At 72.3% G+C, this 11,130-nt stretch carries 12 protein-coding genes; 5 read left to right on the top strand and 7 right to left on the bottom strand.

Translation table 11 applies throughout. From position 1 onward, the window contains the following. The 3 genes from ACFWI9_RS27730 to ACFWI9_RS27720 all read right to left on the bottom strand — a co-directional run. The coding region (locus ACFWI9_RS27730; protein WP_387166065.1) for a carboxyl transferase domain-containing protein at positions 1–1,209 on the bottom strand (1,209 nt) is incomplete at its 3' end. Further along, positions 1,202–2,668: an acyl-CoA synthetase gene (locus ACFWI9_RS27725; protein ID WP_387166077.1), complete on the bottom strand. Its 1,467-nt coding sequence runs from the start codon at positions 2,666–2,668 to the stop codon at positions 1,202–1,204. The genes ACFWI9_RS27730 and ACFWI9_RS27725, both read right to left, overlap by 8 nt. A 125-nt stretch (positions 2,669–2,793) precedes the next feature. Further along, positions 2,794–3,450 carry a LysE family transporter gene (locus ACFWI9_RS27720; protein ID WP_387166063.1) on the bottom strand — a complete coding sequence of 219 codons (657 nt, stop codon included), beginning with the start codon at positions 3,448–3,450 and terminating at the stop codon, positions 2,794–2,796. 70 nt (positions 3,451–3,520) lie between these two features. Here ACFWI9_RS27720 and ACFWI9_RS27715 point away from each other — a divergent pair, with 70 nt between their 5' ends. Beyond that, a complete protein-coding gene (locus tag ACFWI9_RS27715) occupies positions 3,521–3,949 on the top strand; it encodes an Lrp/AsnC family transcriptional regulator (protein ID WP_387166061.1) in 429 nt (142 codons plus the stop codon). 51 nt (positions 3,950–4,000) lie between these two features. Here ACFWI9_RS27715 and ACFWI9_RS27710 read toward each other — a convergent pair whose 3' ends face one another. Together ACFWI9_RS27710 and ACFWI9_RS27705 are read right to left on the bottom strand one after the other, a co-directional pair. Next, positions 4,001–5,038, bottom strand: a complete 1,038-nt coding sequence (locus ACFWI9_RS27710) for a rod shape-determining protein (RefSeq protein ID WP_387166059.1) — start codon at positions 5,036–5,038, stop codon at positions 4,001–4,003. 145 nt (positions 5,039–5,183) lie between these two features. Continuing rightward, the gene (locus tag ACFWI9_RS27705; protein ID WP_387166057.1) at positions 5,184–5,738 is read right to left on the bottom strand and encodes a hypothetical protein; all 555 of its coding nucleotides are present in this window, start codon (positions 5,736–5,738) and stop codon (positions 5,184–5,186) included. A 118-nt stretch (positions 5,739–5,856) separates the two neighbouring features. On the opposite strand from ACFWI9_RS27705, the gene ACFWI9_RS27700 reads away from it, so the two are divergent. Continuing rightward, a complete protein-coding gene (locus tag ACFWI9_RS27700; RefSeq protein ID WP_387166055.1) occupies positions 5,857–6,735 on the top strand; it encodes a hypothetical protein in 879 nt (292 codons plus the stop codon). Positions 6,736–6,764: 29 nt separating this feature from the next. Here the strand turns inward: ACFWI9_RS27700 and ACFWI9_RS27695 are convergent, their stop codons facing one another. Continuing rightward, the gene (locus ACFWI9_RS27695; protein WP_387166053.1) at positions 6,765–7,196 is read right to left on the bottom strand and encodes a MarR family winged helix-turn-helix transcriptional regulator; all 432 of its coding nucleotides are present in this window, start codon (positions 7,194–7,196) and stop codon (positions 6,765–6,767) included. Positions 7,197–7,324: 128 nt separating this feature from the next. Between ACFWI9_RS27695 and ACFWI9_RS27690 the strand changes: the two genes are divergently transcribed. Both ACFWI9_RS27690 and ACFWI9_RS27685 read left to right on the top strand, forming a co-directional pair. Beyond that, the gene (locus ACFWI9_RS27690) at positions 7,325–8,344 is read left to right on the top strand and encodes an NADP-dependent oxidoreductase (RefSeq protein ID WP_387166051.1); all 1,020 of its coding nucleotides are present in this window, start codon (positions 7,325–7,327) and stop codon (positions 8,342–8,344) included. 156 nt (positions 8,345–8,500) lie between these two features. Next, entirely contained in the window at positions 8,501–9,352 is an 852-nt protein-coding gene (locus ACFWI9_RS27685; protein WP_387166049.1) for an EI24 domain-containing protein, read from the top strand. 82 nt (positions 9,353–9,434) lie between these two features. On the opposite strand, the gene ACFWI9_RS27680 is transcribed toward ACFWI9_RS27685, so the two are convergent. Then, positions 9,435–10,358, bottom strand: a complete 924-nt coding sequence (locus ACFWI9_RS27680) for an SGNH/GDSL hydrolase family protein (RefSeq protein ID WP_387166047.1) — start codon at positions 10,356–10,358, stop codon at positions 9,435–9,437. A gap of 217 nt (positions 10,359–10,575) precedes the next feature. Between ACFWI9_RS27680 and ACFWI9_RS27675 the strand changes: the two genes are divergently transcribed. Then, entirely contained in the window at positions 10,576–11,070 is a 495-nt protein-coding gene (locus tag ACFWI9_RS27675; protein ID WP_387166045.1) for a DUF3145 domain-containing protein, read from the top strand. Positions 11,071–11,130 lie beyond the last annotated feature (60 nt).

Here is an 11,130-nt window from a genome sequence, read left to right as displayed (position 1 = left end):
GGGGGCGCGCGCGTGTGTCCCGCCCCCGGCCCCGCGCCCCCCGCCGCCCGCCGCCCCGCGCGGGCCCCCCCCCGCCCCCGCACCCTCGCGCTCGGCCTCCGCGTCGTTGGCGGCCCCGGGTGTGTCCACCAGCGTCAGCACGGGGATCCCGAGCCGGTCCGCGAGCCGTACCAGTCGCGCGGCGGTCCGGTAGCCGGCGGGCCGGGTCGCGGTCCCCGCCTGCGCCGCGTAGGCCACCGTCCGGCCCTCCCGCAGGCCGAAGCCGCACAGCATCCCGGGGTCCGTGCCGCCGCATCGGTCGCCCTGGATGTCGAGCCGCGGGCCGAAGTACGCGTCGAGATACGCCTGGGCGCGGGGACGCCGGGCGGAGCGCGCCAGCCGGACGGCGCCCCAGCCGGTGGGTGCCGGCTCCTGGCCGCCGAGGGCGAACGGCGGCGTGGGCGCCTCGACCGTCACCTGGTCCGGCGCTTGGTCCTGCCGGGCTCCGCCCGTCAGCAGCACCAGCCACGAAGCCAGCGTCTCGCGCAGCTCCTCCTGCCGGACGATCGCGTCGATCTGGCCGGCGGCGAGCTGGCCCGTCGCCGTGTACGCGGACGGGTCGGCGTCCTGCGGCCTGACCCGTGACCCGGCGAAGCCGATCTGGGCGCCCGGCAGCGCCAGGATCACATCCGCGCCAGCGCCGAGGGTGGCCCAGCCCCCGCCCGTCGTGGGATCCCGGAGCACCGCGATCTGGGGCAGCCCGGCCGCCCGGGTCAGGGCGGCGGCACGCGCCACCCGCTGGAGCTGGGTGAGGGCGATCATGCCCTCCTGCATCCGGCTGCCACCGGTGGCGATCAGTGAGACGAGCGGCAGGCGCTCGGCGCGGGCATGGGCGTACGCCGACTCCAGCCGGTCCCCGGTCCGCTGGCCCAGCGAGCCGCCCATGAAGCGGAACTCGAAGGACACGACCACCGCCTGGCACTCGCCGATCCGCGCCACGCCCCAGACGACCGACTCCCGCTCGCCGCTGCGGGCCGCCGCCCGGGCTCGCGACGCGCCGTAGCCGTCCCAGCCGATCGGCCCGTCGTCCGGGTGCGAGGTACCCGTACCGGCGGGCGAGCCGGTCCGCGGCACCTCATCGGACGCCACCTGCTGCTCGAACCCTTCGAGCTCCTCGAACCCCTCGGCGACCAGCGCGATCGCCGTCCGCGCGGTCAGCCCGTCAGTCATGCCTCAGCGCCCGCTTCATGATCTTGCCCATGTCGTTGCGGGGCAGACTCTCCAGATAGCGGACCGTACGGGGCCGCTTGTGCGGGGCCAGTTGAGCGGCGACATGGTCCGCGAGCGCCTCGGCCGACGGCGGACGCTCCGGATCCGCCGCCACCACCCACGCCACCACCCGTTCCCCCAGATCCGGGTCCGGTTCACCGGTCACCGCGACCTCCCGGACATCCGGATGGTCCAGCAGAGCGTTCTCGATCTCTCCGGCGCCGATCTTGTAACCACCGCTCTTGATCAGGTCGGTCGCCTTGCGGCCCACGATCCGCACATAGCCGTCCGCGTCCCGCACGGCCATGTCACCGGTACGGAACCAGTCCCCGTCGAACGCCGCCGCCGTCGCGTCCGGCCGGTTGAGATAGCCGCTGAACAGGTTCGGCCCGCGCACCTGGATCTCGCCGACCGTCTCGCCGTCGTACGACGTGATCTCGGAGCCGTCCTCCTCCACCAGGCGCAGCCCGACCCCCCGCAGCGGCAGGCCGACCGACCCGGGCCGTGCCCCGCCGCCGACCGGGACGCTCGTGTTCATCAGCGTCTCGGTCATCCCGTACCGCTCGATGACCTGCCGCCCCGTGCCCGCCGCGATCCGCTCGTGGTCGTACACGGGCAGCGCCGCCGAGCCCGAGACCAGCAGCCGCGCACCGGCCAGTGCCTTGGCCAACTCGGGGTCGGAGTCCAGGGTTTCGGCCAGCCGGTGGTACATGGTCGGCACCCCGAACAGCATCGTCCCGCCCGCGCCGAGCTCCCGCGCCACGCCCTCCGCCGAGAACCTGCCGAGGTGCCGCACCTCGCCGCCCCGGCGCAGCGGACCCAGGACGCCCAGGATCAGCCCATGCACATGGAACAGCGGGAGTGCGTGGACGAGTACGTCGTCGGCGGTCCACTCCCAGGCTTCGGCCAGTGCGTCCAGCGTCGTCGTGATCGCCCGCCGGGGCAGCACCGCGCCCTTCGGGGCGCCCGTGGTGCCCGAGGTGTAGACGATCAGCGCGGGCGATTCGGGGTCGTCCGGTTCGGCCGGAAGCCGGGCCGGGGTATCCGGCTTCGCCGCCGTATCCACCGCGATGTCCTGGCGCTTCAACCCGGCGAGCGCGGAAGGCAGTTCGTCACCCGGCGCGGCGAGCACCAGTGCGGGCGCGCTGTCGCCGACGATATGGGTCAGCTCCCGTTCGCCGGTCTTGGGATTGAGCGGTACGGCGGGAACTCCCGCGAGCAGCGCGGCCACCACCCCGACCGCGGTCTCCAGCGTCGGCGTGGCCCACACCGCGACCCGGCCGGCACCCGAGATTCGGCCCGCCAACGTCCCGGCCGCCGTGCCGAGTTCGCCGTAGGTCAGCGCACGGTCGGCGAACCGCAGGGCGGGACGTTCCGGCTCCGACAGCAGAGCCGGAAGCACCGGCACCGGCGGAGACACCGGAACCTCCGGCAGCACAGCACTCACGAGTCGTCCTCCTCAGTCCGGGGCGCTCCCTCCATTGTCCCCACGCCCTGCCTACCGGCGCGCAGCGAATTCGGGGTGGAAGCGAGGTCGACTACGGCTCAGGACAGCGACAGCGACAGCGACGGTGGCAGCGGCAGGGCCAGCAGCACCGCGTACACCGCCACCAGGCCGAACCCCACCCGGAAGGTCCAGGCCCGGGCGCGGGCCCCGATCCGCGCCCCAGCGAGCCCGCTGACCGCGACCAGCGACTGCTGCCAGGCGAGTGAGGCGACGAACACCCCGGCCACGAACACCGCACCGGCGCCGCCGCTGCTCAGTTCGGCACCCTGCGCCGTGGTGAGCGCCGCGAAGTAGAGCGCGGTGGTGGGGTTGACCAGGGTCAGCGCGGCGAACCGGACGAAGGTCCGCACCGGCCCGCTCCCGGCGCCCGGCCCCGCCGCGGCGGGGGAGCCGTCGTCGGCGGTGTGCCGCGACGCCCACAGCCCCCGTACCGCGATGCCCATCAGCACCGCCGCCGACACCAGCCGCACCCACGCCTCGACCCCGGTCAGCGCCGAGGCCACCAGCGGCCCGATGGCCGTGGCGACCGCCGCGTACGCGAAGTCGACCACCGCGACCGCCGCCGCTGCCGCGACGGCGTTACGGCGGTCCCGCAGGCTCTCCTGCACCAGCAGCACGCCCATCGCTCCGACCGGCATCGCCACACCGAGACCGGCGGCAGCCCCGGCGACCGCGGTCGTCCACATCTCGCTCATGGCGCACACCATCGGGGGCGGACCGTGGCTCACGCGGCCGTATTACGGTCAGGGCTGCGACAATCGCGGCATGGATCGCCTGGACAGTGAAATTCTCGGTGTGCTTCAGGAGGATGCGCGGATCTCCTACCGCGATCTCGGGGTACGGGTCGGACTGAGCGCCAACGCCGCCGCCGACCGGGTGCGCAGGATGCGCCGCGAGGGGGTCATCCGGGGGTTCACCACCCTGGTGGACCCGGCGGCGGCAGGCAGCCGCGAAGGCCTTGTCGTGTTCATCGACGTGACCCTGCGCCTGGACACCACGAACGAGGAGTTCGAGGCGGCGGTGCTGCGGCTTCCGGGCATCACGGAAGTCGTGCATGTCACCGGCGCCCACGACTACCTGGTGCGCGCCCGCGCCGCCGACCCGGCGGCGCTGGACACCCTGCTGCGCCGGCTCAAGCGGGAGGCGGGCGTGGCCCAGTCGAGCACCCGCATCGCCCTGCGCGCCGCCCGGTAGTCGCCGCCCCGCCCAGTAGCCGGTGCGCCCGCACGGCGCCACGCACGGGACCTACGCGGTCAGCGGGTTGAGCACCATCGACTTGACGTTGCCCTCCAGCATCGCCCCCAGCCCCAGCACAGCGCACACATCGGGCTGCTCGGCGATATGCACCGGCATCCCGGTCTCGTCGCGCAGCATCTGGTCCAGTCCGGGGAGCAGTGCGCTGCCGCCGACCATCATGATCCCCCGATCGGCCAGGTCGGCGACCAGATCCGGTGGGCAGTCGCGCAGGATCTTCCCGATGCCGTCGAGCACGGCGGTGAGGGGGGAGTGGATGGCGTCCCTTACCGCCGCGGTGTCCACCTTGACCGAACGCGCCAGGCCGGTGGCCACGTCACGCCCGTGGATCTCGGTGGACTCGGGGCCGCGCACGGTGAGCCCGTTCTCGCTGAGCGCGAGCTGGAGCGGGCGTACGGACTGGCTGGGCAGCATCAGCGCGTGTTGGTGGCGCAGATGCTGGATCACCGCATGGTCCACCGCGTCCCCGCCGACCGGGATACGTACCGCCGTGACGATGGAGCCGAGCGAGAGCACGGCGATCTGGGTGGTGGCGGCACCGCAGGCCATGATCATGGTGGCGGTGGGCTGCTCCACCGGGAGGCCGCAGCCGACGGCCGCCGCGATCAGGGTGTCGACCAGCTCGACCCGCCGCGCGCCCAGCCCGACCAGGGTCTCGACGGTGGCGCGCTGGGCGAGCGGGTCGGCCTGGTGCGGGGTGCAGGCCGCGGCCCGCAGCCGGGGCTTGCGGCGCAACTGGCGGCGGAGCTTCTCACCGAGCAGATGGCGCAGCATGCGCTGGGCCATCTCGATGTCCACCACGGTGCCGCCGGACACAGGACGCATCACCCGGATGTAGTCGGGGGTGCGGCCGGTCATCTGCTGCGCGAACTCGCCGACGGCGATGAGCGCGCCATTGCGCATGTTCACGGCGACGACACTCGGCTCGTCCACGACGAGCCCGGCACCCTTGACGAAGACACGGGTCCGTGCGGCGCCGATGTCGACGGCCACGTGGCAGCGGCGCAGCTGGTCGAGGCTGACGGTCACGGCGGTCCTCCAGGGATCGGTTCCTCTTCGCATCGTGCGACCGCGGGGCGCCGGGCGCGCGTTGTGCTGAGCCGCTCGGGGAGAGTCAGGTGACGGGATGTCAGCACCGGACCGGTTGCCATGGGCCCCGTGCGTGCCGCAGAAGTCACATGAGGCGCTGCAGTAGCCCCCAGGTGAACTCGGCCGTGCACGGCTTCCCTCCCGGCAGGGTGAACGCCAGCCCCCAGCGGGTCGGCGCCGTGCCCTCCATGGGCCGTACGAGCGCGAAGGCCGTGGCCACCTCGTCCACCGTGCAGGACCAGGGGCGTAGATCCTCCTCGGTGCGCAGTTCGGGGCCCCGCGCACCCGGCGCGCGGACCAGCCATTCGTTCCATACCGCCCCGCCCGGTGCCGCCAGCACCTCGAACCGGAGGTCCGGCCACAGCGGTACGGGCCACAGCAGGGCGTCGCACTCCAGGTCGCCGATGCGGCGGCGGGCGGTGGACTCGGGCTCGCCGAGCACGGAGCGGTAGCGGGACAGCGCCCCGCGGGCCCTGGGGGAGCGGAGTATCGCCTGCCAGCGGCGGTTCGCCTCGCGCATGTCCGCGATCGACGCACCGAGCCGGTGCCGGGCGTCCTCGACCAGCTCCGGCTGGTGGTCGGCCATCCGGCGGAGCAGGACGAGCTGGAAGTCAGAGGGCCCGAACGCGGAGCTGTTCATGGCTTCATCGTGCCCGGTGCTGCGGCGGTCGCCGCGCCGCGGAACCGTCGGTTCCACACAGGATCCTCACAGACGCGCCTATCTCCGTCGCCTGTCCGCTGCGTACGCTGCGAGCCCCATGGACTACTGCTACCAGTGCCGTCGGCACCTCAATGGGGCTCTGGCGTGCGCCGGATGCGGTACACCCGCGCACGAGCTGCGGTACTACCGGCCCGCCGCCCCCGCCGCCCCCGCCGCCCCCGCCGCCCCCGCCGCCCCCGCCGCCATGCCTCCGGCCCCAGTGCCCGCCGCGGCCCCGGCGCCCAGGCCGGCTCCCGCACCCGGGCCGGCGCCCGCCCCGCTGGACGAGGTGGTGGTCGAGCTCGGCGGTGCCTACGACGAGCCCCGGGCGCCGTCAGGACATCGCCGCGCACCCGCCGAAAGCGGAAAGTCGCGCGGACCGGCCGGTACGCGCAGGCGCCGCCCGCGCCGCAGCCGTGGCCGCAAGGTCGTGCTCGGCACGGTCGGTCTGGCGCTTGCGGCGGGCGTGCTGAGCCTGACCGAATTGGCGAAGGAGGCTGGCTGGAGCGGTGACGGCGCGTCCGTTGAGGTCAGGGAGGAGGAAGAGCCGCTCCAGGTTGACGAGGTCCCCGAACCGGCGGCCAGTGATGAGTCGGCGGAGCAACCGGTCGAGGTCAGCGAGAAGCCCGAGAAGCCCGAGACGGAATCGGCGGCGCCCTCACGTGCCGACGGCACCGGAGCCGGGGCGGCCAAGGGCCGTCCCGTAGCGGTGGAGTCCGCGTCGGAGGCAAGACGGTCCGGTTCGGCCGCGCCCAATCCGAGCAGTGACGTTTCTGCTTCGGCGTCGCGGGAACCTGGCGGTAAGCCGTCGGAACCGGGCGGTCCGGGCGGTCCGGGTTCGGCGACACCGCCTCCGGCGGTCGCCCCCACGACCGCTCCGACATCCTCCCCCTCGCCCAGCGAGACATGCACCTGGTTCCTCTTCTGGTGCACCTGAGCTCCCGGTGCGTCTGAGCGCTGTCGCGGCTACCGCGGCTCGCCCAGCATCCGCCTGAGCAGGTCCCGCAGCACCGTACGCTCCTCCGCGGACAACTCCGCCAGTGGCTCCCGCGCGAAGTGCAGGGACTCCCGCAGCTCCCGCGCGGTCTCCCGGCCCTGGTCCGTGGCCGCCGCGATCTTCACCCTCCGGTCGGCCGGATCGGGTCGCCGCTCGACGAGCCCCCGGGCTTCCAGCCGGTCGATGATCCCCGTCACGTTCGACGGCTCGCACTTCAACTGGCGGGCGATCCGGCGCATCGGCGTGGCCTCGACGGAGAGCAGGCCCAGTACCCGGGCCTGCGCGCCGGTGAGGTGGTGCCGGCCCGCGGCCTCCTCGTACTCGTCGTGGTAACGGGCCACGACCGCGCCGATGAGATCGACGACCTCCAGGGTCAGCGGGTCCGTTGGTGTGATGGCCATGCGGCCAGCATACCCGATACTTGACAACTTGAAATATCTAGGCGCATGGTTGTTTCAGGTGCTGAAATTCATGTACTGAAACATCTGCACCGGCACACCCCGCAACATCCAGTAGGAGGCACGCAGTCATGTCCGCACTTCCCGCGTCCAGCCGTGAATGGCACCTTGTCGCCCGTCCGCACGGCTGGCCCAAGCCCGAGGACGTCGCCCTGCGCGAGGTCCCGGTTGCGGAGCCGGGCGAGGGCCGGATCCTCGTGCGCAATCTGCACTTCTCGGTCGACCCGTACATGCGCGGCCGGATGAACGACGTGAAGTCCTACGCCCCGCCGTACCAGCTCGACCGGCCCATGGAGGGCGGCGCCGTGGGCGAGGTCATCGCGTCCGCCGCCGAGGGCTTCACCGTCGGCGACCATGTCCTGCACGGCCTCGGCTGGCGCGAGTACGCCGAAGTCCCTGCTCAGCACGCCACCAAGATCGACCCCTCCGTGGCCCCGCTCTCCGCCTACCTGGGTGTGCTCGGCATGCCCGGGATGACCGCCTACGCGGGTCTCTTGGATGTCGCCTCCTTCAAGGAGGGCGACACGGTGTTCGTGTCCGGCGCCGCCGGTGCCGTCGGCAGTCTCGTCGGGCAGATGGCGAAGCTGAAGGGTGCCTCGCGGGTCATCGGTTCCGCCGGCTCCGACGAGAAGGTCAAGCTGCTGGTGGAGGAGTACGGCTTCGACGCCGCGTTCAACTACAAGAACGGCCCCGTGGCCGAACAGCTCGCCGCAGCCGCGCCCGACGGGATCGACGTGTACTTCGACAACGTCGGTGGTGAGCACCTGGAGGCGGCGATCTCCTCGTTCAACCCCCATGGCCGCGCCGCCCTCTGCGGAATGATCGCCCAGTACAACACCACCGAGCCCACTCCGGCACCGCGCAACCTCGTCATGGTGATCGGCAAGCGGCTGCGCCTCCAGGGCATGCTGGTCTCCGACCACGCGGCGCTCCAGCCCCGGTTCGTCCAGGAAGTGGGCGGCTGGCTGCGGTCCGGCGAGCTCAAGTACAACGAGACCGTGGCCGAGGGCATCGAGAACGGCTTCGACGCCTTCCTCGGCATGCTGCGCGGTGAGAACACCGGCAAGATGGTCGTCTCGCTGACCCGCTGACCCGCTGACCCGCTGACCCGCTGACCCGGCCCCAGGCGGCCTGACCCGCCGCAGCACCGGGCCGCACCCCCCTCCACCGGGGTGCGGCCCGCTGCTGTGCACGGCCCCGCCGTAGCTCTTTCGGACCGGTTCCGCTCGCCCGATAGGGTGAGCGGCATGCGTGATTTCGGGGCAGGCTTCGGCTACATGATCAAGGGTCAGCGGTGGGTCGGCAGACACGGCCGGTGGTTCGGTTTCGGACTGCTGCCTGGACTGATCACCATGGTCCTGTACCTCGCCGCGCTCATCGGACTCTGGTACGGCGCGGACGACCTGGTGGCCTGGTCGACGCCGTTCGCGGACGACTGGTCGTCGCCATGGCTCACCGTGTTCCGCGGCTTCCTCACCGCACTGCTCTTCGTCTTCGGTGTCTTCCTCTCCGTGATCACCTTCACGGCCGTGACCCTGCTGGTCGGACAGCCCTTCTACGAGTCGCTCTCCAAGGAGGTCGACCGCACCGAGGGCGGCGAGGTCCCCGATTCCGGGCTCAGCCTGTGGCGCGAGCTGTGGATCTCCGCCCGGGACAGTCTGAAGGTGGTGCTGCGGGCCGCGTTCTACGGTGTGCTGCTCTTCGCGCTCGGTTTCGTCCCGGTCGTCGGGCAGACCGTCGTCCCCGTACTCGGCTTCTGCGTCTCCGGGTACTTCCTCGCCGAGGAACTCACCGCCGTCGCCCTCCAGCGCCGTGGCGTCGAACTGAAGGAACGCCTCGTACTGCTGCGCGGTCGCCGCATGCTCACCCTCGGCTTCGGCGTCCCGCTCGCACTTGCCTTCGTGGTCCCGTTCGTCGCGGTGTTCCTGATGCCGGGCGCGGTGGCGGGCGCGACGCTGCTGGTCCGCGATCTGACGGTTACCCCGGACGGGTCGCAGTCCGAGCCCGAGCCCGAGCCGGAGTCCCGGACCGAGCCGCAGTTCGCGCCGCACGGCGGCCTGTACAGCCTCAGCAAGGACCAGCCCCGGGGCGGTATCTGACCCGCGTCCAGGCGAATCGTCCCGGGGTTACGCACGCGCGACCGGCTCGCTCGTCGCGACGGGCCGCGGCCGCGCGGCGGCCTCACGCGGGCGGCTCGGCCGCCGTCACATTCCGGTAGGCGATCTCAGCGAGCCGCCGCTGGCCGTCCCTGCCGGGGTGGAACCAGTCCCAGGGACTCAACTGCTCACCCGTGAAGCGGTAGTCGAAGACATCCCCGCCGTCGTAGCGGCAGCGGCGGTCCTTCGCGCACACATCCCTGAGCGCCTCGTTGTACGCCACCACCCGCTCGTACACCCGCGTCCTGCGCTGCCCTGCCGCCTGGCCCAGGTCCTCGGCGTCAGCGAGCATCGAGGCGCAGATGCCCAGCTTCCAGACCTCCCGGCCGAGCGGGTTCTCCCGGCCTGTGGACCACAGGCGCTTCAGGTCGGGGACGCTCGACACATAGACCTGCGCCTTGGGCGCGGTACGGCGCAATGCGCGCATCGCCGCTTCGAACGACGCCGTGAACTCCTTGACCGGGGTCATCAGTTCGGGTGAGTCCCGGCATGCGTCATTGGCGCCCGCCATCACCGTGACCAACTCGGGGCGGTGTGCCGCGGCCGCGGTCATCTGTGCCGGGAGGTCCGCCATCCGCGCCCCGCTCCGGGCGTGGTTCCAGCTCCGTTCGGCCGCCGCCGGACCCAGCAGGCGCTGCGCCAGACTCCGTACCCCTGTGTCGCTGCCGGTTGCCCAGGACACCTCGGGGCAGTCCGCCAGCAGGGCGCAGACATCGAAACCGCGCGTGATCGAGTCCCCGACGGCCGCGATCGAGCCGGGGCTGCGGTCCCACGCGGGGGTGGGCGAGGGAGTCGGCCGGGGGGTCTTCGGTCGGGCGCCGCTCTGCACGGCGGGTCGGTCGTCACAGCCTGTGACCGATGCCTGCCCGATGAGCACCGCCGCCGTCAACGCGGCGACAGCGGCAAACGGGCGAAGCCTCAGTCGCCCATTCCGCTGGATTCCGTGCATCCTCGCCCTCCCCGTCGGTGCCCCCGCGACACCCCGTTTCCCCCCAGCGCACGGTAGCTTTGGCCCCGTCGAACCAAGGGCGGCCGGTCCACCGGCTCCGGTAAATTACATCACGTCACGTGCTGTCCGTTATGAGCGAGTTCGCGGAGTTTAGCGCCTGATGATGTTTACTGAGGCCCCTGGGAAAGGCGAACCTCGTCCCACACTGGAGGTCCCGGTGACGACACGCGGCGTTCTGTACGTTCACTCCGCACCACGCGCGCTGTGCCCGCACGTCGAATGGGCGGTGGCGGGCGTACTGGGTGTGCGAGTCCAACTCGACTGGGTTCGGCAGCCGGCGTCGCCGGGCACCTGGAGAGCGGAGTTCTCCTGGCAGGGTGAGGCGGGCACGGCTGCCAAGCTGGCGTCCGCGCTGCGCGGCTGGCAGCTGCTGCGCTTCGAGGTGACCGCCGAGCCGACCCTCGCCGCCGAGGGCGAGCGCTACAGCGCCACCCCCGACCTGGGCATCTTCCACGCCGTCACCGGTATCCACGGCGACATCCTGATCCCCGAAGACCGGCTGCGCGCCGCCCTGGCCCGCTCGGCGCAGGGCGAGACGCAGTTGGAGGCCGAGATCTCCAAACTGCTGGGCAAGCCCTGGGACGACGAGCTTGAGCCGTTCCGGTACGCGGGTGAGGGCGCCCCGGTCCGTTGGCTGCACCAGGTGGTCTGACCCGCCGCCGCCCGGGTTCCACGACGTAAGCACACGGCAGGGCCCGTCTCCCCGAGGGAG

The sequence above is a fragment of the Streptomyces sp. NPDC127084 genome (assembly GCF_042724175.1).
GTDB lineage: Bacteria > Actinomycetota > Actinomycetes > Streptomycetales > Streptomycetaceae > Streptomyces.
This window is presented reverse-complemented; position numbering and strand designations above follow the sequence as displayed.